The following is a 21,373-nucleotide window of genomic DNA, read 5'->3' on the forward strand; positions in this document are numbered from 1 at the left end:
CTTACTAATATTTATTAAGGGAGGTTAAAATTTGAAAAAGATTGTTATTGTAACTCGAAGAATGGTCATGGGTGGTATTGAAAAATCCCTTATATCATTGTTAAAGGAACTTTCTAAAGATAAATACGATGTTACAGTTTTAGTTATGGGGAAAGGTGGAGAATTATTAGAGGAAATTCCAAGCCATGTAAAAGTACAATGTTTATATGGAAATGAAAGAACAACAATTGAAAAAATAAAAAAATACATTATAAAAGGAAAATTATTAATCGCTTTAAAAATAGCTTGGTATACATTTTTATCAAAAAAAACTAAGAGTGTGTTTGAACAAGAAATGTATCACACCAGGATGGTTCCTGTTATAACTGAAGATTTTGATCTTGCTATTGCATATCATACTCCGGCCTCATTACCGGTAGTATATGTAATGAATAATTTAATAGCTAAAAAAAAAGCGGCTTGGATACACAGTGATGTTTCTCAATATAAAGAGGTTTTAAAAAGATATAAAGAATTTTATCTTGATTATGATAGAATTTTTTGCGTATCTAATTATGCTCTTGAAAAATTCAATCAACTTTTCCCTGAATTAAAGAACAAATCAAGTGTATTCTATAATATTTTAGACAAAGAGTTAATTGAAAACGAAGCATTAAAAGAAGGTGGATTCAATGATTCTTTCAATGGAATAAGAATACTTACTGTCGGGAGATTAACGTTAGAAAAAGGACTTAAAGTTTTACCTTCAGTAAGCTTAAAACTAAAGTCTGAAGGTATTAATTTTAGATGGTATTGGATTGGGGATGGGGAACTACGAGCAGATTTAGAAAATATGATAAAAGAAAAAGAACTTGAAGATTACATAAATTTGTTAGGAACTCAGTTCAACCCATACACTTTTATCAAACAATGTGATTTATATGTACAACCTTCACATCATGAAGGATATTGTATAACGCTTGCTGAAGCAAGGGCATTGAGTAAACCTATAATTACAACTGATACAATAGGTGCAAGGGAGCAAATCAAAAGTGGTGAAAATGGTATAATTGTGGATCATAATGAAGAAGAGTTATATCTGGCTATAAAAAAATTAATTATTGACAAAAAATTATGCACTAAATTCAGCAGTGAATTGAATAATGAAAAAATTAATACCTCTTCTGAGATTCATAAGTTAATAGAATGTATAGATTGATTTCTATGACTTGGAACATTTAAAAAGTTGACTATCAGATTTTCATTGGCTATTAAATATTTTTTTTATTCTTTTCATACATTTCTCTACGCACTATTGTGACTTAAGCAATAATCAACAGTTTCTTATAATCGAACGATTATTTTTATCCGATTTTTGGTTAGAACGAGATATAATAGTAGTAAATCGTTTAGCTGTAGGATTTGAAAGTTGGGGAATTACTATTATTTGTTGAAGTACATCAACTAAAGAAACAAGAATTTAAGTGGCTGCAATCGTCAAAAAAATATATTTTGATGAAAGCCAAATAAAAAAAGAAATTTATGATTTCGTAGAGGAAGCCTAAGTTATCCCTTTCGCCGCTTGATAAAAGGGATGGCATTGAGAAGCCCGCATTATTTGTTCCATTAGACCATGATTCCCTTAAGGAGCAACGGGAGCCTTTTCCTTAGGATAACCTAAGGATTGTATGCGTACTAAACGCCAAGAGACACAAGGTCGGGTAAGTCATCATAAGTAATGTAGAAGTCCAATGTGCACATCGCAAAGAATTATAAAGCAGTTAACTTTGCTCAATTAATTTCAGTAAAACATATCTACGTAACATTAGAGAATTGTATATTTTAAAAAATGTAAAACAATGTGTTTTTTATCTTAATAAACTATTCACATTGTTAACATTCATGGAGGTAGATTTAAATATGAAGATTGCGTTTATATCGGATATACATGGTAATGCTGTAGCTTTAGATGCTGTATTGGAAAATATAAAAAAACAAGATGTGGATAAAATTTATGTTCTTGGTGATATTTGTTTTCGAGGCCCGGAACCAAAGCGTTCTCTTGATTTAGTTCGTTCCCTAAATACAGATGTAATTAAAGGAAATGCGGACGAATGGATAGTTAGGAGTATAAGGGAAGGAGAGGTACCTAAAAATACTTTAGATATAATGAATTCAGAAGTCAATTGGTCAAAATCTAAACTCACACCTGAAGATAAAGATTACTTGGAGAATTTACCGATGGATTTAACCTTTGAATATGAAAATATTAAGGTTCATGCTTTTCATGCAACTCCGAATGATTTATTTAATGTTGTATTACCTACTGAAAGTGATGAATTAATAAATGAAAAATTAATAAAGGATAGCTCAGCTGATATATTCATTTATGCTCATATACATAAACCGTATATTAGATATATAGCTAGTAAATGTATAATAAATATTGGCAGTATAGGCTTACCCTTTGATGGACTTACTAAATCATCATATGCATTACTTGATATTGAAAAAGATAGTTTTCAATCGTCTATAATTAGAGTTGATTATGATATTCAGAAGGTTATTCAACAGTATCAAATTTTAGACTATCCAAATAAGGACCAAATGATCAATATCTTATCTAAAGGGAAGGTATAACTTAGGATTCAGCAGCACCGTCAAATATATTGTATCAAAATTTGTACATCCATTAATAAGTTTTTTCGTTCCTTATTAAATGGATGTACTTAATATTTTACTGAAAGTTAAGAATACAACTAAATGGTGTCCATGAAACTTCAACTAACTCATTATCCTTAATATATAAAATAATCATTGATTAAAGATGGATTGTTATTTCATGCCCCCTTGCATAATCCTAAACTAACTAGAACAAAAAAATAGCTAACGTATCATAAAATCCTCAAAAGAATGTGCCTTCTTACAAATTCCAATCCTATTTGAAGGAAGTAGCTAGTTTTTACCACTATTTTCTTGCGATTTTTACAATATTATTATAACCTAATGGTGGAATTTCTGACACGACTTAGTACGGATCAAGAACTCCGTCAATATAATTATTTAATTTTACATGTTTATTATTAAGTCTTATTTGTACATTTTGTAAAATATTATCTTTAAAAAGTAAGGGAACGTTAGGCGAACCTTCCGAATATACAGCAATAAGAGAGTTGTTAGAGATAAATCTATTATTAGTTATTGTAAGACTTTCAACGGTAATAGTGTTTACTAGCTCTATCATCGGACCAATCGACGACGAAGAAGAGTAATTAAATACATTATTTTGAAAATCCAAATTACCCCAAGCGCCTCTAAGATAAAAAGCATTAGTCTTCCCATTAAAATAACAGTTATTTATTTTAAAATGATTTATTATATCAGATGTTCCCATATAAAATAATGAATAGCCCTCCCACTCAAAGTAACAATTATGAAATTCATAAACTGACTTAGATGCTGAAAGTCCTTCGCCTAAACGACCAGTATTTATAAATCTGCAACCAATATATGTTCCTGCCGGTAATCTGATTAATCGATTATCTCTATGTTTAATATCCTTAAAAATAACGTTAGTTAAATGCCATCCGTAAGTTCCACTAGGTACTACTGTAAATGTTTCAACTCCACTACCTTCAAATATGCAATCAGAAATACTTTGTGGTTCAACACTAAATATTAATGGTGAACCAGGATTCTCAGTAGCTCCGTAAAAATCTTCATCATATGAAAATTTACAATTATTCACTTGTGCGACATAAGCTTTTGTTTTCCCGAAATTTATAGGACTATTGTGAAAAAAGCAGTTTTCTAAAAGTACTTCTTTTTCCCCTAATAAAAGCATTCTACAATTAAATAAGTGGTTATCCGAAAAAATTGTGTCACCCGAAAGTCGGGGGCCTACATCATGAAAGTAGTTATTGTTTAAAATAGTTTTATTGACTCCTGAATTCACAGTGAATATTCCTTGTTTTAACTTATTATTAGTGATATTAATGTGCCTTCCAGCAACTACTATAATATTATAACTTGGATTGTCATATATATTATTTTTTTCTAAATATATATACTGGTTCAAATCATAACCATCCTCGATATCAATGGCTCCAGCTGGCGAAGTTCCACTTATATGGTGGATTTCGCAACCTCGAACATAGAAATGTTTTACTCCACATATTGCAATCCCTAATCTTCTACAATGATGCAAATTACATTTTTCAATGTACACATGCTTGGGAAATTCGGGTGTTCGAACAACAATTGTGTTCCCATTTTTTGAGGGTATTGAACTTTGATGTAATACTGCCCTAGCATAACTAGCACCGAAAGGTACTTCTACCTCATCAAAAAAATGGACATTTGTTACAGATGTTAAAAAAGTATCATTACTCTTATAGAAAATTATATCATACGTATCTGTTGTTATTTCTTTTCCAATACCTCCGTAACTATCCCCATATAAACCAAAATAACCTGTGTTTAATATCTGAGTAACAATAGGTAATTTAACTTTTGTACGTATTCGCTTTGTATTAGCTACTAAGGTTCCATCTGTAGTATTTATTCCCCCATTTTCAAGGTTTCCAGAAATTGAGGGGTATCCACCGCCGATACCTCCGTAAGATGTAATTGCAATAATGGCATCACCTGTAGTATTGAAAATCTCTAAGTTGTCTAAACTAATGTAACTAACACCTTGCTTTAATTCAATTCCTACTCCAAATTCATGGGTTCCTCCACTAGTATAATTATGATTGTATCGATCACCTTCAATTTTCCCGTTTGTTACCCTTACATATTGTTGCTTGTTTTTAATAGAGAGAATTGCATAAGCAATTAAACTATTATCATTAATCCTCAATACTGAACCACCTAAATTAAATGTCATAAAGCTTTGTGGTTGTATGGGATTGTTTTCATCAATTAAGTAGGTTCCTTTTGGTAATACAAATTCAACATATCCTTCTCTTGAGGCCCAAGCTAATGCGCTATTTAGACCTTTAGAAGTATTAACTGCGTCGGTACCATTATTTTTTACACCCCAACGTTCTAAATCAAGTACATATGAACTTTCCATAAAAATCCTCCTTAAGATACGAATCAATATAGTGATTTTTATAAATAAAATTGATATATAATTTAATATATGCAAGTATGGACAAGTTGTAAGGGCAAACAATATATGTCATATGTATTTTTGATATTTAAATGAAAATAGAGAAATAAAAAGTAATAATGGTAAATGTATTGTAGAAAAGGATTTGGAGTTTGCTTATTTCAATATTAAACATGGGATAGAGGACTGAACAGAAAACTGTATCAAAAATTTAATATAGAAAGAAATTATAGGAAAACGAAATTTTTATTTTAATTTTAAAATAAAAGCCCGTTATCATCGTAATTAAAACGATGATAACGGGCTCTTTATATATTAAATTTCATTTACCATTAACCAGGAACAAAAACCCTCACCCAGCCACCATCTACAAGTTGAAACTCCCAATGTCCAGCAGAAGAGATCGCTGTCTCAAATGTTACATTCTGATGATGTAGAACTTTTGGGGCTTCATATTTCATCTTTACTTTGTTTTTCTTTTCCATAATAATTCCTCCTTTTTACTTGGAGCAAGAGCATGTTCCTTTGTCAAAATCGTATATGTTGATTTTTTCTTTGTTGTCTGCTTTATCGATACTGTAGTATTCCAAGGTGTGGGTATTCTCGGCATAGACATCAAATGGATTTGTATAAACCTGCCAAGTACCCCCGTTTATACGATATAAGGTTTCTTTTACACCGGATTTATCATCAGTTGCGGTGTAAGTAACGGTTAACGCGATAATATAGGTATTTTTATCGTTAAAAATAGGTGTCATTTTATTTTTTGTAACAGGCGGTAAGGTGTCAGGATCAATAACGGTTACGATAGCTGTATCCGTGAAACCACCTTCGACAGTTGAAACAGTGATCGTGGCTTGACCTACGCCGACAGCATGAACCATACCATTATTCACTGTCGCAACACTCGGATCGGAGGTAGACCAGCTAACATTTTGATTAGTGGCATTGGACGGATTCATCGTTGCCGTTAAGGTTTGGTCCGCATCTCCAAGATTAAAATTCAGTGTTTTAGGGTCAAGTGTTACGCTTAACACCGGCGCTGTTACAGTAACTGTTGTTTCATCTTTGAATCCGCCATCTTCCGTCGTAACAGTTATGATAGCTTTACCAGGTCCAACAGGATGGACAACACCATTTTCTACAGTGGCTATACTTGAATCAGAAGTTGACCAAGTAACATTCTTGTTAGTAGCATTGGATGGAGCAACCGAAGCAGTCAATGTTGCATCTTTTCCACCAACAATTAGGTCAAGTGTGTCTGGATCGAGTGATATCCCAGTAACTGGAACATCAACAGTGATGGCTGCTGTATCGGTGAAGCCACCGTCTTCAGTCGTAACGGTAATTGTAGCCTTACCAGGACCAACAGGGTGCACGATTCCATTATTGACAGTTGCGACACTTGGTTCGGAGGTAGACCAAGTAACATTTTTATTTGACGCGTTGGATGGAGCAATAGTAGGTGCCAGCGTTGCATCTTTTCCACCAACAGTTAGATCTAGAGATTTAGGGTCAAGTGATACGCCGGATACAGGAACCATGACAACAACAGTTGCTGTATCGGTAAACCCGCCATCTTCAGTCGTAACGGTAATCGTTGCCTTACCTGGTCCAACAGGATGAACGATACCATTTTCTACAGTGGCTACACTTGGATCGGAAGTAGTCCAAGTAAAATTTTGATTAGAAGCGTTGGATGGAGCAATCGTAGCAGTCAACGTTGCGTCTTTTCCACCAACAGTAAGATTGAGAGAATTAGGATCAACAGTTACTCCTGTTACAGGGACTGTAACATTGACTTTGGCCGTATCTTGAAGTTTGCCATCTTCAGTTGAAACAGTAATCATAGCTGTGCCAGATCCGATAGCTTGGACGATACCATTTTTCACAGTGGCAATACTCGGGTCAGAAGTAGACCAGACAACGTTTTTGTTAGTAGCGTTAATTGGTGTAATTGTGGCTGTTAATGTTGCATCTTTTCCACCGAGAGTCATGTCTACATTTTTCGGATTAAGCGATAAACTTTTAACAGGTACTAGTTTACTAGCACAAACGGTTATCAAGGACCAATCGTAATGTCCATTTTTGGTAAATACTTTTACTATGGCGACTCCAGGACTTACAGCGTGCACCACACCATCAGATATGGTTGCCACTTTCGGATTAAAAGATAACCAAGTAAGTTCCTGATTTGTCGCATTCTCTGGTTTAATTGTTGCTTTTAATCTAGCATCTTCATCATCAACAGTAAGAGTTACTAACTTTGGATTTAAATAGACAGCTGAAACCGCGATATTCGGATCACAAACCGTCACAGTGGCTTTGTCTTTATAATTCCCATCCTGAGTTGAAACAGTAATAGTAGCCGTACCCGGTTTGACAGGATGCACAAGCCCGCTACTTGAAACTGTAGCTACACTCGGATTAGATGATGTCCAAGTGACATTTTTGTTAGTGGCGTTCGATGGTGTAATTGTGGCATTGAGTGGAGTATCTTTATCATTGATGTTTAGCTTTAATGAATTTGTATTCAGATAAATACCTTTAACTTCAATATTTGGATTACTTACTATTACTTTAGATCTAGCTTTAAAGTTCCCATCTTTAGTTGTGACTGTAATCGTAGTGGACCCCACGCTTACAGAATGGACAACACCGCTTCCAGATACCGTGGCTACCTTAGTATTCGAGGAAGACCAGGTCACCTGTTTATTTGTGGCATTAGAAGGTTTAATCGTTTCCATAAGTTCGACATCTTTATCATTAACATTCATTTTTAAAGTATCCGGGTGTAGGGAAACACCCGCTACGGGTACAGATTTATTGCCCTTTCCACCTCCATTAGTCGCAGATGCCTGCGAGTTACCGTTTAGATAAATAAAGAAAATTGTGAATATTAAAATCGTGGTCGTTTTAAAAATCCTTGTAAACAACATAGCATATCCCCCAATAAAGAATGTTTTATAAATAAATCGACTCCCTTTTGTCTCCTCCTATCAAAATATCTATATTTATAAAGAATAAGTGAGGGCAGGATGAAAGTAATGGTATGTAATCCTCGCTCATTCGTTATATCTAATGGAACATAGAACTAAATACCTCTTTTTTTAGAATACCATCGTTCTTGATAAAGAACAATATGGATTAAAAAATAATTAAATTACTACTATTCCCTTGAATTAATGAGGACATTATTTAATTAAAGAACGTTATATTATGATGCATGTTTGGAAATTTGTTCTTTAAAAAGAATAACTAATCAATTATAATTATCAGAATAGGATTATATAACTATTAATCAGAAGAAAGGAACTAGATATGAAAATAATCCAAACTAAAATAGGGGACCACTTAATTCAGATAGAGAATGCTCCTGATTTTATTGACGAAATGTTTCGTGATTTAGGAATTTCAAATGAAAATCCTGATCTTACCATAACCGTCCAGATGGAACTTGGAGAACCTTTTGTGAATTACGAAGTGAATGTTACCAAAACGGCTGATAGAATTTATTTTCGAAGGTCGGATTACCTAGTTGAAGTAGATGCAGAATACCAATTTGCTGAGATCTCGGCCTATAATGAGTTGGCTTTAAAGCATGCGTTAATAAATTTATATAGTTCATTCATTGTCTATCATGAATGGGGGCTATTACTTCACTCCTCTTGTGTAATTGATAATGGACAAGCTCATATTTTTGCAGGACATTCGGGTGCTGGAAAATCCACGGTTGCTAAACTATCGTACCCCAGGAATCTTCTGTCAGATGAAGCGACCATTTTAAAAATTTCCTCTAATAAAGTAGAAGCTTTTAATTCTCCTTTTCGAAGTGAACTACGATCAGACGGTGAAGAGAGGTATTTACCCTTAGGGAGTATACAGGTTTTACATCAGTCTCTTGATAATCGAAGAAGTAAATTATCGAAGTCGGACACTCTTTTAACTTTAATTGATAAAGTATTTTATTGGTCTGATGAACCAGAGAATACTAAAGTGATTCTTGGCATGCTAACTAAAGTTGCAAACCATGTTCCGGCATATAATCTCTTTTTTCAAAAGGATAATACATTTTGGGAGTTGATTTCTTAATGGTTCAATATATACAAAGTAATCATGTTGAAGTTACAAAGCTTGATGAGGAGTGGGTTATTTTACATACGGACTCATTCACTGTTACAAAATTAAACGGAATCGGAGGATATTGCTGGGATCTTCTAAGCCGAGCTCACACATTAGATTCCTTACTAGAGAAAATTACGGATCAATATGACACGACAAAAGCTGAATCTAAAAAGGACTTAGAAAATTACTTAACTGACTTATTACATTTTGGTTTAATTCAGCATGTTGTTTGATAGTGAGACAGTAGACTTATTTAAAACTTTTCTGAAAAAAGGAGAGTCATTTCATCTACCAGCTCAAGGTAGCAGTATGTATCCCTTAATTAAAAGCGGTGATATCTGCCATTTTAATGAATGTAAGTTATCTCAATTAAAAAAGGGCGATATTGTTTTGTTTTATAGTGCAACAAAGCGATTGATTGCTCACCGCTATTATAAGGAAATTCAGAGTAACCCACAGCGGCAATTCCTTTTTAAAGGAGACACCAACTTGGGCTTCGATCAGCCAGTGCTGGGGGATCAAATTGTCGGTAAACTTCTTTATGTCCAAAAAAGGAATACAAAAATTTATGTTTCTAGTTTTCTAGCTAAAGCGTGGGGGAAACTCATTATGTCTATCCCGATCTTAACGATTGTTTTACGGAAATACTTGGATTTTCAACAAAGAAAAAAGGAGGAAAGTGATTAATGAATCCTTCATTGCTGCAAGTCTTATATGATTCGCAAATAGAACTACCCATTGATTCAACTTACTATTGGAAGCTTCTTAACGAAATCGAAAAATCAAATAGTCACGCACAAACATATACCATTATGAAGCAAGGAGGGAGGTTGGAGGCAACTCCGGCGTTCTTTCAGCAAGAACTAAAAGAAAAATATCAAACTGTCATATTTCAAAATATTCTTTTTAAAAATCAGACAAATCGAATCCTACGCGAATTTGAAGAAAGAAGAATAGAAATCATTCCGTTAAAAGGAACTGGATTTGCCGAAAGACATTTCGGTCATCTGGGGGCACGTCCAACATCGGATATTGACTTGTTAATAAAGCCTACTGATATGAATCAAGCTATTGATATTGTTAAAAGCTTAGGTTATAAAGAGGAGCGTAAACAAATTCCTTTTCATTTTCATGGTTCTTACAACAAAGTCCTTCCTGGGTCCCCCATTCCCTTAACGGTAGAACTTCATTGGGATATTGTAAAGCAGAATACAGCAAATTTTAGTATTGAAGAACTTTGGAAAGAAACCTCCTCACTCAATGGTTCTTTGTATATTAAACAACTTTCTAATTTTCATCTTTTCTATATGATTTGCCTTCACGGATGGCGGCATAATATGGATTCATTAAAGTATTTTATTGACATTATCCAACTGATTTTGAACTTGGATATCGATTTTAAAAGATTGTTAGAGGATGCAAACCGCCACAAAACGAGAAAAAGAATAGTCCGGACGTTATCAATTGTGTATCATCAACTACCAATCCTTCATTTAGTAAAGGAATTTCCTAAGGTAGTTTCGACTTCTTATGATCAACGAAACACTTCAATAAAAAAGTATGTAGATTTCATTGATTATTCGTTCCTTAGTTACGATTCCCCTAAACATAGCTTGATTGAGTTTTATCATTGGCTACATCCCAAATATTGATAAGGGTAAAAAACAAAGGCTTGGCACTGCATCCACGAACATACATTACCTCGACCACCTCATAGACAAACTCAGCTGGCTATTTTCAAAAGACTGGATAAATTGATTGAACATACACTTATAGGTACCAGAACAAATTAATATTTCCCTGTTTTTCTCCGAAATTAAAGAAAAATAATCCAAAATAATGTATAGTTAAAAAGAAGGGATTCGAACAAACATTCGTTTCTAATCTGGAAGCTAACTTCTTAGAGGAACAGGGGAGAGAAAGTGAACGGAACAGCACATATGGCAATAGGAGCAACAGTAGGTTTTTTAACGGCGAACACACTTCAGACCGACCCCACTACCACCTTATTTCTAGTCGGGCTAGGAGGAGTGTCAGGCCTTATGCCTGATATGGATATCGATGGTAAGTTGAGTAATAAAATTACTTTTTCTCACAAGTTCATACGGTCGTTGGCGCAGACCATCGGAGTTCTTATGATTATTTATAGTCTTTTAGCAAGCACTGAAACGGAGAGATGGATTGGAGTAGGAGCAGGCATCGGTATTATTATCATTTCTACTTTTATAACGCAAAGACATATGCTAACTCTTACGGGTCTTGGTATTTTAGGAGCTGGGCTCTCCTTGGAGATTAACTGGTTATGGCTTTTAGGAATTTATATTGTTTTAGCGTCCTTCACACCGCACCGTAGTTATACTCATTCGATAGCGGGCATAATTTTCTATGGAGTGATTGCCTTTCAATTCCAAGAAGCATTGGGGACTGCAGGGGTATTCACTACTTGTATATTAGGTTACATAAGTCATTTGATTGCCGATATGAAGTTTTTACCCTTTAATAAGCGAGGCGTTAAGTTATTACTACCATTTTTCACCAAGGAATTCTAAACGGAGCCGCAATGTTTCTATTAAAGAGATGTTGCGGTTTTTTTCATTTCTATCAAGTGTAATATATTTGTAAAGTCCCTGTGATGCGCATGATATAGTTTTTCTAGTATAGTAGGTTTAACGAATTGCAACAGGGGGTAAGAGATTTTGTTAAAAAAAATTTTTGTCGGTTTGTCGTTATTTACACTAATTGGAACAGCTTCTTTTGCTGGAAGCCCAGCAGAAGCTGCTTCATACCATACAAAAGCAATTAAAACAGCGAAAGCTGAATTAGGTACGAAATATAAAATGGGTGGCATGTCTTCTTCAGGTTTTGACTGTTCAGGTTTGGTGAAATATTCATATAACAAAGCTGGAAAGACATTACCACGAACAGCTGCTGACATTTATAAAAAAGGAAAGAAAGTAAAGACCTTGAAAAAAGGGGACTTAATGTTTTTCTCACCTAATAAAGCGAAACAACCAACGCATGTAGCCATCTACATAGGTGACAATAAATTCATCCACTCTGCAACTTCCAAAGGAGTGTCATACGCCAAAACGAATAATACCTATTGGAAACCACAGTATATTGGTGCTAAGCGCATATAAAAGATAAAATGTATTTTAGTATATGTATAAAGGGATAAGAGGCTGAATGTAGCCTCTTTTTTTGTTTCATTTTTTTGAAACATATGAAACAACAGATGAAACAGATTGTTTAAACTTTTGAAACAAATTTTAAAATTAAAAGGTTTAATCACTAGACTTTTCATTGGCACAATATTTGCATAACAATATATACAAGACTACCTTACTAGAATTATGGGTAGGGCGGGGATATGTCGCCTTTGGTAGTAATATATATCTTTAATTGAATTATGAGGAGGAAATGAAAATGAGAGCTTTATTGTTAGAAGAAACTAATAAGCCAATGGAAGTCAAACAAGTTACCGATCCGTCTTTAACGAATGAAGGTGTTATTGTAAAAGTCATGGCAAATGGAATTTGCCGTAGTGATTGGCATGTATGGATGGGCGATACGAATGTAGTGAAAAAATATCCACATGTTTTAGGCCATGAATTTACAGGGGTTATCGAGGAAGTTGGCAAAGATGTTAAGAAGTTCAAAAAAGGAGATAGAGTTATTGTTCCTGTAGCTCAAGGAGATAATACATGTCCTTATTGTCTAGGGGGTCATCAAAATCTTTGTGTAAACAGAGTAATACCTGGAGTGAATTATTGGGGCGGATATAGTGAATATGCACATGTACCTAATGCAGATGGAAATCTAATTCCTTTACCGGATTCTTTAGACTTTGTTTCTGCTGCTTCTCTAGGGTGCCGTTTCGTCACGGCATATCATGGGATAGTTGATCAAGTAAAAGTTCAAGCTGGCGAATGGGTAGTCATACAAGGGTGTGGTGGTGTGGGATTATCAGCTATTCAAATTGCAAGTTCAATTGGTGCTAAGGTAATTGCTGTTGATATAGGTGCCGATAAGTTGGAGATGGCTAAACAACTTGGCGCGCATATAACTGTAAATGGTAGTTTGCATGACCCTGTTGAAGCTGTTCTTGAAATTACAAAAGGAGGAGCTAATGTTTCTGTAGACGCATTGGGTATATCAGATACTTGTCAAAAAGGTATTTTAAGTCTGGGAAAACGAGGACGTCATTTGCAAATCGGACTAACAACGAAAAAAGAGAATGGCTTCATTTCAGTTCCTATTGATATGATAGTCGGGAAAGAAATACAGATTATTGGAAGTTCTGGAATGCCCACTTCTCGTTACTCTTCTATGTTTCAATTAATTGAAAGCGTTAACATTAAACCCGGTGATTTAGTTACAGAACGGGTTTCATTGGATCAAGCATTTGATGTCATTGCTGGTATGAGTCATTATGCAAATACAGGAATTTCTGTGGTAGACCGTTTTTGATTTGATGCTTATTTAATAAAAATTATATGGAAGAGTGGTGTTGGTCAATGAGTGTCAAACAAATAGATTTATGGATTAATAATGATGATGTAAAAACAGATATTTATACTGAGGTTTTAGATCCAGGTCATTTAACAGATGTTGTTGGTTCTGTGGCACAGGGCACTCCTAAACATGTAGATCAGGCTGTCCGTGCTGCCCATCAAGCTTTTCTACATTGGCGTGATATGAAGTTGGAGAAGAGAAGTCAAATGTTGTTGGATGGAGCGGATTTATTGCAACAGCAAGTTGAAAAATATGCCCCTTTGCTGACAAGGGAAACTGGCATGCTTCATTCTGCATGTGTAGGGGAAGTTTTTGCATCAGCTATGGCAATACGTGGAACAGTAGAGTTGGCAGGAAGATTTTTAGAGCCGAAAAGAGTGGAAAATGAGCATACGTGGATTAGTGTCGAGAAATCCCCGCTAGGTGTAATAGTGGCTTTAACACCTTGGAATGTACCTATGGCTATCGTCATGAGTAAACTTGCTCCAATTTTAGTCACAGGGAATACAGTTGTAATTAAACCTTCACCCAATGCATCAATGGCCGTTACGCTAGCGCTCAAAGAAATCTCCAGTATATTTCCACCAGGTGTTATTAATGTCATACATGGAGATGCAAATGTTGGAGAGGCGCTGACTACACATTCGTTAGTAAGAAAAATCACTTTAACAGGCGGAGAAAGAACCGCTATGAGTATTATGAAATCTGCTGCGGAATCGTTAAAGCCAGTTCACTTTGAATTAGGGGGGAATGACCCTGCCATTCTTTTAGAAGATGTGAACCTCGAAAAAGTTATACCAGAAATTGCAGAGTTAGCTTTTAGACGTTCAGGGCAGGTTTGTGTAGCGACAAAAAGAATTTATATTCCTGAAACGCTATATGACGAAGCATGCATGATTTTTAAGGAACATGTAAATCAATATAAAATTGGCCATGGATTAAATGAAGAAACCACGTTTGGTCCCGTGAATAATAAACATCAATATACATTTGTTAAAGGGCTCATTGAAAGAGCTAGGGAAAACTCTACAGTAGTGGAACTTGGTAAAAAACTCGAACCGGATAATTGGGAAAATGGATATTATATACACCCGACCGTAATAATGAATGTAAAGAACGACCAAGAAATTGTAATGTGTGAACAGTTTGGTCCGGTTGTCCCTTTAGTTTCTTATAGAAAGGAAGCAGAAGTTATTAATATGGCCAATAGTACGGAGTATGGTTTAGGCTCAACTATTTGGACCTCCGACTTTGAAAGAGGTTTAACTTTGGCGAGACAAATGGATGCAGGGATGACCGGAATTAATGGCAGTATTGATTCATCATTAGGTATGAACATTGTTCCATTTGGTGGCGTAAAAAAAAGTGGGATAGGATGGGAAAGAGGAGAATCAGGGCTAAATGAATTTGTGAATTTTCATGGTATTACATATCACAAGACGATATAAATACCGGAGAGTGAGTTTGGCCAGAAGTGGAAGGCATTAGTCAAACCAAAGGGGTGTATGAATGGTAAAACCAAACTCAAAAATTTCCAAAAGAGCATGGATTATTATCTTGCTTCTATTTTTCCTTACGGGTATAAGTAATGTTGAAAAAGCAATGCTAGGTTATGCTTCAGTACCAATAATGGATGAATTAGGATTAAGTCCTTCTGAATGGGGTCTCATTGGTAGCTCTTTTTATTGGTTATTTGCCATTTCAGCCATACTGGGTGGGACTGTAGCAGACAAGATTGGGACAAAGCGTGTTATTACAATCATGGCATTGCTTTGGGCAGCTGTTCAGTTTTCTACCTTATTTGTCTATAGTCTACCTGTATTATTAGCTACACGAATTATTTTAGGTGCAGCTGAAGGTCCGGCATACCCTATTGCAATGACAGCCGCTTCTAAGTGGCTTCCAAAAGAGAAAACGGGAACAGGTCTCTCATTAGTCTCAATCGGTGCACCAGTAGGTTTAGCGATTTCAGCACCCATTTGTGTCTTTATCATTGTTCAATTTGGATGGCGATCGGCGTTCTTAGCAGCTGGAATCACGACGATGATTTGGTTAGTTTTTTGGGTTTTACTTGGAAAAGATAGACCGGAAAATAAAGTTGAGAATGAAGCATCCATTGTTTCTTCTACAGATTCAACAGATAGTTTTCTTCCTTACTTATTTTCCAAAAACTATCTCATTATCATGTTGGCTGGTTTTGCTGCCTATTGGTCAATGGCAGTAGGAATGGTTTGGTTGCCAAATTATTTTGTCAAAGTTTTAGGAGTAGGAGATGCAGGTTTATCTTTGGCAGTCACACTTCCTGGCATTATGATAACAATATCTCAACTCTCATTCTCTATCTTTTCTGATCGATTATATCGAAAAACTGGAAGCATGGTTCAATCTAGGGTCTATGTAATGGGCCCCATCGTTATAGGTGGGGGCTTATGTTACTCAATGGGAGCCATGAGTAATTCCACAGTTATGGCTGTCGCGTTATTAACACTAGGTTTAACATTAGGATCGGTTATTTTAGTCATAGGGCCTGCAATGCTTGTAGATATTATGCTACCTCAACATCAAGGAAAAGCTCAAGGGATTTTTATAGCATTTGCTTCTCTTGGTGGAATTTGTGCTCCATATATTACAGGCTCACTTGTAGAAAGTGGCTCTAGCATTTCATCGGGCTTTCATAACGCATTCTTTGTTATGGCACTAGTACTTATCGTATGCGGTACACTTGTTTGGGCAGGAATCCGCCCCCAAAAAATCCAAGCTGAATTACAGCCAATTTCCGATATAAAATGATAGATGATGTTTTTTCATAATAAGTAATTGAAGCCCCATTTCATTAAAAAGTGGGGCTATTTTCGCTTGATGATTTGGTTGAATCAATTAATGGGACTTGATATTAATATGCGTAAAATTACATAAAGAAGCTGCAAGCAAAATCCTTGAAAGTCAAAGAAGGTCAAGTTATAATACTATTTACAAGGTCAAAGTTAGTCAAAATCAAACTGTGAGTTGATATAATTTAAAGGAGGAGTACTTATATGTTATGTGAAAAGTGTCATGAAAACCAAGCGAATATTCAGGTTCATCTCCATATGAATGGGCAACAGCATAATATTAAACTGTGCTCCACTTGTTATAAGGAAGAGCGAAATAAACTTGGTGCAGCCATGGAAGGCATGGATACAGGGAAATTCCAATTCGATGGATTTTCAAATTCATTCAATCCATTTAATAATAGCAACATTCCCCAACAAAAACCGGCTCAAGAAAACAAGGACGGAGGACTGCTTGAAGAGTATGGGCACAATCTGACTGATGCTGCAAAAGCAGGGCTCATTGATCCGGTCATCGGAAGGAATGAAGAGATAAAAAGAGTCATTGAAGTGCTGAACAGACGTAATAAAAATAATCCTGTTTTAATTGGTGAGCCCGGTGTCGGTAAAACAGCCATTGCTGAGGGATTGGCTTTAGCGATTGTAGAAGGAAAAGTTCCTAAAAAGTTACGGAATAAATTGGTCTATTCCCTTGATATGGCATCGCTAGTTACAAATACAGGAATCCGTGGTCAATTTGAGGAAAGGGTAAAACAATTGATTAGTGAGCTACAAGATAGAAAAAATATCATTCTATTCATTGATGAAATCCATCAAATTGTTGGAGCTGGTTCAGCTGAAGGCTCAATGGACGCAGGGAACATTTTAAAACCAGCCTTATCTCGCGGTGAACTTCAGCTGGTCGGAGCAACTACCCTTTCTGAATATCGGAAAATTGAAAAAGATGGCGCTCTTGAACGTCGATTCCAACCTGTTCAGGTGGATGAGCCGACAACGGAAGAAGCTATAGTTATTTTACAAGGTTTGAAAGAGAGCTACGAATCATTTCACGGAGTAACATACAGTGAGGAAGCGCTGAAAGCAGCCGTAGAACTTTCGCATCGTTACATTCAAGATCGATTCCTTCCAGACAAAGCAATCGATTTAATGGACGAAGCGGGCTCCAGACAAAACTTGACGATTGAAGACGGTCTGGAACATGAAGTTAAACAGCGTCTTGAACAAATCTACAAAGAAAAAGAAAAAGCTCTAAAAGAAGAAGCTTACGAAACGGCTGCTGAGCTGCGAGATGAAGAAGAAAAGCTTGAAAAATCCTTGCATGATGGAGTCAATTCCAATAAACCACTTGTCACTAAAGAAGATATTCAAAGAATTATTGAACAAAAAACAGGAATTCCTGTTGGGAAATTGCAGGAAGATGAACAGAACAAGATGATCCATCTACAAAAGGATTTAATGAAAAAAGTTATCGGTCAAGAAGAAGCGGTTAAAAAGGTTGCAAAAGCTGTCAGAAGAAGTCGTGCAGGTTTGAAATCTAAAAACCGTCCTACAGGATCCTTCCTTTTTGTTGGACCAACTGGTGTGGGTAAAACAGAATTGGCTAAAACTCTAGCAGAAGAGCTATTTGGAGATAAGGAAGCGATGATTCGCTTAGATATGAGCGAATTCATGGAGAAACACAGTGTTTCTAAATTGATTGGTTCTCCTCCAGGTTATGTAGGTCATGAGGAAGCAGGCCAATTAACCGAGAAAGTGCGTCGTAAACCATACAGCATTATTTTATTGGATGAAATTGAAAAAGCCCATCCTGATGTAATGCATATGTTCTTGCAAATTCTAGAGGATGGTCGTTTGACTGATAGTCAAGGAAGAACTGTTACATTTAAAGATACTGTCATTATCATGACAAGCAATGCAGGAGTTGGGGAAAAACAAAAGGTTATGGGATTCGGTACGAGTACAGCGGTAGAAGAAGCTTCAATCCTGCAAGCGCTGGGTAGCTTCTTTAAACCAGAATTTTTAAATCGTTTTGACAGTATTATTGAATTCTCGGCATTGAAAAAAGAGGATTTATTGCAGATTGTCGATATCATGATTGATGAGCTTGAAGTGACTCTAACTGCCCAAGATTTATCATTAGTTGTTACTGATGAAGCGAAACAAAAACTGATTGAATTGGGTTATCACCCAAAATTCGGTGCTAGACCTCTCCGACGTGTAATCCAAGAACAGCTGGAAGATGGTATTACCGACTATATTTTTGAACAGCCGGAAGTGAAGAATTTTAAGGCTGTTATAGAAGATGATCAATTGAAAATAATCCATTCACTATGATTGGTACTGCAAATGCCTCCAATACAGTATGACTGTGATGGAGGCATTTTTCATACATTTCATTAATAAATGCAAGTTAGAAGTAATTATTATACGGTATAGACGCCTTCAAGTTTGTAAGTTTTTTCTTTAAATTTTGAAGAATAAGGAAGATTTCAGAAATCATTTATGTTAATAAGGACTTAATTCTTAAAATGAGACTAATTATAAATAACATAGGTAAATGCCTTATGTGTTTGAGAACATTAGACTTGTGGAATTAAAAGGAAAGGACTATAGGTTGGGAACATTCATTAGAAGTCAAAATAGTATATAAAAACGAATTCCTAATGCATAACGGGAATTTCATTGGAGGAGTGGCTTATTGAAGATTCACTTTCTTATTTTGAAGAGGAAAATACCAACCAAACACCAAAAGAAAAAGAAATAGAAAATATGCTTGACTCCTTACCTGTTGCAAAAATTGAGGCGATAAGCCCGCATGAATTGGATAAACTCTATTATTATGACGGATTAGATTTAGGGAATATCTTTCATCCAGATAAAACAGCATTTTGCCTTTGGGCCCCTACTTCAACTGAAGCCAAGCTAGTTACGTATAAAAGCTGGGACGATTCACAAGGAATAGAAATCGGGATGCAGAAATCGGAGAAGGGGACGTGGAGAGCTGAAATTTCCGGCAATCAGGATGGCTTGATTTATACATACAAAGTGAAAGTTGACGATGTATGGAATGAAGCCGTGGATCCATATGTCCGTGCTGTCACAGTCAATGGAGATAAAGGCGTCGTCATTAATTTAGAAGATACCCATCCGCAAAAATGGACTGCCGAAAAACCACCGTTAGCCAAACCTGAGGATACCATAATATATGAACTCCATATCCGCGATTTATCCATTCATCCCGATAGTGGAATTCAATATAAAGGAAAATATTTAGGGGTGACTGAAACAGCTGCAAAAAGCCCTTATGGTATGAAAACAGGAAGCAATCATATTAAGGATTTAGGTGTAACACATGTACAATTCATCCCCATTTTTGATTTTGCTACAGTAAATGAAACAAGATTAAGTGAGCCACAATATAATTGGGGCTACGACCCTAAGAATTATAATGCACCGGAAGGCTCCTATTCGACTGACCCTTATGATCCTAAGTTAAGAATACGAGAGTTAAAGCAGATGATTCAATCCTTGCATGACCAAGGTTTACGTGTCATCATGGATGTGGTTTTTAACCATGTTTATACTGTGGATGACTCGAATTTCAATAAGCTCGTACCAAATTACTATTTCCGTTATAACGAAGACGGAACACTCTCTAACGGAACGGGTGTCGGAAATGATACAGCTTCTGAACACAAAATGATGCGTAAATTCATTGTAGATTCCGTGGTATATTGGGCTAATGAGTATCATATCGATGGTTTTCGATTCGATCTCATGGGCGTTCATGATGTGGAGACGATGAATGATGTAGAAAAAGCTATACATGAAATAGACCCGACTATCATTCTATTAGGGGAAGGGTGGGATATGAATACCCCACTAGAGGCTTCTCGGAAGGCAAATCAAAAGAATGCGAGTAAGATGCCAAGGGTTGCTCATTTTAATGATGCCATTCGGGATGGCTTGAAGGGCTTTGTTATGGAAAAGCAGGATAAGGGTTTTATTAATGGCAAACACGGTATGGAAGATATTATCAAAAAGGGGATTGCCGGAGGATTGAAATATGCTGATCATATAGCTACGTATCAGACCCCTTCCCAGGTCATTAATTATGTGGAGGCCCATGATAATTATACATTATGGGATAAGCTTTTAATCACCAATCCTGAAGCTTCCGATGAAGACCGGAAAAAGATGCATATGTTGGCAACTGCCATAGTCTTACTGTCACAGGGTATTCCGATGTTACATGCCGGTCAAGAATTCATGCGAACAAAAGATGGAGACGAAAACAGCTATCAATCCTCTGATTGGGTTAATCGTCTGGATTGGAAACGTAGAGCAGATTTCGACCGTGAAGTAGAATATGTAAAAGGTTTAATTAACTTACGAAAAAAATATCCTGCATTCAGGCTTAGTTCAGCTGAGGAAATTGAGCAACACTTAACTTTTCTAGAAGCACCCGCAAATGTAATTGTCTATTCTTTAATGACAGAATCTTCGCTCATTGTAGTCATTCATAATGCGAACTGGAATCCTATCGATATTACTTTGCCTCAGCCTAAAATGTGGTCTCTTTTAGTTAATGGGCAGAAGGCGGGAGTTGAAACGATCCTTCAGATAGATGGTAGCCATGTGAACGTATCACCATTAAGTACATTTGTGTTAAAAAGTGAAATAAATTGAATTGGAATAGGAGCCGAAAAGGAAGAACCTTCAATAAGTTCTTCCTTTTTATTATGGAAAACAATATTTTCTTCATTCTTATGCTAGCTTGATATTCTAGAACGTGGCCCTTTAAAAT

At 35.8% G+C, this 21,373-nt stretch carries 15 protein-coding genes and 1 pseudogene; 13 read left to right on the forward strand and 3 right to left on the reverse strand.

Features of this window, described 5'->3' with window-relative positions:
• Positions 1 to 31: 31 nt before the first annotated feature.
• Both ACQKL5_RS10415 and ACQKL5_RS10420 read left to right on the forward strand, forming a co-directional pair.
• Positions 32 to 1,198 (forward strand): glycosyltransferase, encoded by a 1,167-nt coding sequence (locus tag ACQKL5_RS10415; protein WP_427608552.1) that lies wholly within the window; start codon positions 32 to 34, stop codon positions 1,196 to 1,198.
• Between the two features lie 701 nt (positions 1,199 to 1,899).
• Positions 1,900 to 2,619, forward strand: coding sequence for a metallophosphoesterase family protein (locus ACQKL5_RS10420; RefSeq protein WP_427608553.1), 720 nt, complete (start codon positions 1,900 to 1,902; stop codon positions 2,617 to 2,619).
• Positions 2,620 to 3,007: 388 nt separating this feature from the next.
• Here ACQKL5_RS10420 and ACQKL5_RS10425 read toward each other — a convergent pair whose 3' ends face one another.
• The 3 genes from ACQKL5_RS10425 to ACQKL5_RS10435 all read right to left on the reverse strand — a co-directional run bounded on the left by ACQKL5_RS10425 (position 3,008) and on the right by ACQKL5_RS10435 (position 8,034).
• The gene (locus ACQKL5_RS10425) at positions 3,008 to 5,056 is read right to left on the reverse strand and encodes a right-handed parallel beta-helix repeat-containing protein (protein WP_427608554.1); all 2,049 of its coding nucleotides are present in this window, start codon (positions 5,054 to 5,056) and stop codon (positions 3,008 to 3,010) included.
• Positions 5,057 to 5,427: 371 nt separating this feature from the next.
• On the reverse strand, positions 5,428 to 5,580 hold the full coding sequence (locus ACQKL5_RS10430) for a hypothetical protein (RefSeq protein WP_427608555.1): 153 nt from the start codon (positions 5,578 to 5,580) through the stop codon (positions 5,428 to 5,430).
• A gap of 15 nt (positions 5,581 to 5,595) precedes the next feature.
• The gene (locus ACQKL5_RS10435) at positions 5,596 to 8,034 is read right to left on the reverse strand and encodes an Ig-like domain-containing protein (RefSeq protein ID WP_427608556.1); all 2,439 of its coding nucleotides are present in this window, start codon (positions 8,032 to 8,034) and stop codon (positions 5,596 to 5,598) included.
• Positions 8,035 to 8,416: 382 nt separating this feature from the next.
• On the opposite strand from ACQKL5_RS10435, the gene ACQKL5_RS10440 reads away from it, so the two are divergent.
• The 11 genes and pseudogenes from ACQKL5_RS10440 to pulA form a co-directional block, all read left to right on the forward strand.
• Positions 8,417 to 9,187, forward strand: a complete 771-nt coding sequence (locus ACQKL5_RS10440; RefSeq protein ID WP_427608557.1) for a hypothetical protein — start codon at positions 8,417 to 8,419, stop codon at positions 9,185 to 9,187.
• Positions 9,187 to 9,453 (forward strand): PqqD family protein, encoded by a 267-nt coding sequence (locus ACQKL5_RS10445; protein ID WP_427608558.1) that lies wholly within the window; start codon positions 9,187 to 9,189, stop codon positions 9,451 to 9,453. Before ACQKL5_RS10440 ends, ACQKL5_RS10445 begins: the two co-directional genes overlap by 1 nt.
• Positions 9,443 to 9,907, forward strand: a complete 465-nt coding sequence (locus ACQKL5_RS10450) for a signal peptidase I (RefSeq protein ID WP_427608559.1) — start codon at positions 9,443 to 9,445, stop codon at positions 9,905 to 9,907. Before ACQKL5_RS10445 ends, ACQKL5_RS10450 begins: the two co-directional genes overlap by 11 nt.
• A complete protein-coding gene (locus ACQKL5_RS10455) occupies positions 9,907 to 10,872 on the forward strand; it encodes a nucleotidyltransferase family protein (protein ID WP_427608560.1) in 966 nt (321 codons plus the stop codon). The genes ACQKL5_RS10450 and ACQKL5_RS10455 overlap by 1 nt, the downstream gene beginning before the upstream one ends.
• 270 nt (positions 10,873 to 11,142) lie before the next feature.
• Entirely contained in the window at positions 11,143 to 11,769 is a 627-nt protein-coding gene (locus tag ACQKL5_RS10460; RefSeq protein WP_427608561.1) for a metal-dependent hydrolase, read from the forward strand.
• A gap of 147 nt (positions 11,770 to 11,916) precedes the next feature.
• Positions 11,917 to 12,360 carry a C40 family peptidase gene (locus ACQKL5_RS10465; RefSeq protein WP_427608563.1) on the forward strand — a complete coding sequence of 148 codons (444 nt, stop codon included), beginning with the start codon at positions 11,917 to 11,919 and terminating at the stop codon, positions 12,358 to 12,360.
• A gap of 286 nt (positions 12,361 to 12,646) precedes the next feature.
• Positions 12,647 to 13,690 (forward strand): zinc-dependent alcohol dehydrogenase family protein, encoded by a 1,044-nt coding sequence (locus ACQKL5_RS10470; protein ID WP_427608565.1) that lies wholly within the window; start codon positions 12,647 to 12,649, stop codon positions 13,688 to 13,690.
• Between the two features lie 47 nt (positions 13,691 to 13,737).
• Positions 13,738 to 15,183 (forward strand): aldehyde dehydrogenase family protein, encoded by a 1,446-nt coding sequence (locus ACQKL5_RS10475; protein WP_427608566.1) that lies wholly within the window; start codon positions 13,738 to 13,740, stop codon positions 15,181 to 15,183.
• A gap of 61 nt (positions 15,184 to 15,244) precedes the next feature.
• Positions 15,245 to 16,525 carry an MFS transporter gene (locus ACQKL5_RS10480; protein WP_427608567.1) on the forward strand — a complete coding sequence of 427 codons (1,281 nt, stop codon included), beginning with the start codon at positions 15,245 to 15,247 and terminating at the stop codon, positions 16,523 to 16,525.
• A 245-nt stretch (positions 16,526 to 16,770) separates the two neighbouring features.
• Positions 16,771 to 18,900 (forward strand): AAA family ATPase, encoded by a 2,130-nt coding sequence (locus ACQKL5_RS10485; protein ID WP_427608568.1) that lies wholly within the window; start codon positions 16,771 to 16,773, stop codon positions 18,898 to 18,900.
• A 405-nt stretch (positions 18,901 to 19,305) separates the two neighbouring features.
• Positions 19,306 to 21,255, forward strand: a pseudogene (gene pulA, locus ACQKL5_RS10490) (type I pullulanase); the annotation flags it as partial.
• Between the last annotated feature and the right edge of the window lie 118 nt (positions 21,256 to 21,373).

The sequence above is a fragment of the Peribacillus sp. NPDC097675 genome, assembly GCF_050277655.1.
Taxonomy (GTDB): domain Bacteria; phylum Bacillota; class Bacilli; order Bacillales; family DSM-1321; genus Peribacillus.

Coding starts and splice junctions, on each gene's coding strand:
- ACQKL5_RS10435 (WP_427608556.1), bottom strand. CDS start 8,034: ATGTTGTTTACAAGGATTTTTAAAACGACCACGATTTTAATATTCACA.
- ACQKL5_RS10430 (WP_427608555.1), bottom strand. CDS start 5,580: ATGGAAAAGAAAAACAAAGTAAAGATGAAATATGAAGCCCCAAAAGTT.
- ACQKL5_RS10420 (WP_427608553.1), top strand. CDS start 1,900: ATGAAGATTGCGTTTATATCGGATATACATGGTAATGCTGTAGCTTTA.
- ACQKL5_RS10470 (WP_427608565.1), top strand. CDS start 12,647: ATGAGAGCTTTATTGTTAGAAGAAACTAATAAGCCAATGGAAGTCAAA.
- ACQKL5_RS10475 (WP_427608566.1), top strand. CDS start 13,738: ATGAGTGTCAAACAAATAGATTTATGGATTAATAATGATGATGTAAAA.
- ACQKL5_RS10425 (WP_427608554.1), bottom strand. CDS start 5,056: ATGGAAAGTTCATATGTACTTGATTTAGAACGTTGGGGTGTAAAAAAT.
- ACQKL5_RS10440 (WP_427608557.1), top strand. CDS start 8,417: ATGAAAATAATCCAAACTAAAATAGGGGACCACTTAATTCAGATAGAG.
- ACQKL5_RS10455 (WP_427608560.1), top strand. CDS start 9,907: ATGAATCCTTCATTGCTGCAAGTCTTATATGATTCGCAAATAGAACTA.
- ACQKL5_RS10450 (WP_427608559.1), top strand. CDS start 9,443: ATGTTGTTTGATAGTGAGACAGTAGACTTATTTAAAACTTTTCTGAAA.
- ACQKL5_RS10445 (WP_427608558.1), top strand. CDS start 9,187: ATGGTTCAATATATACAAAGTAATCATGTTGAAGTTACAAAGCTTGAT.
- ACQKL5_RS10480 (WP_427608567.1), top strand. CDS start 15,245: ATGGTAAAACCAAACTCAAAAATTTCCAAAAGAGCATGGATTATTATC.
- ACQKL5_RS10485 (WP_427608568.1), top strand. CDS start 16,771: ATGTTATGTGAAAAGTGTCATGAAAACCAAGCGAATATTCAGGTTCAT.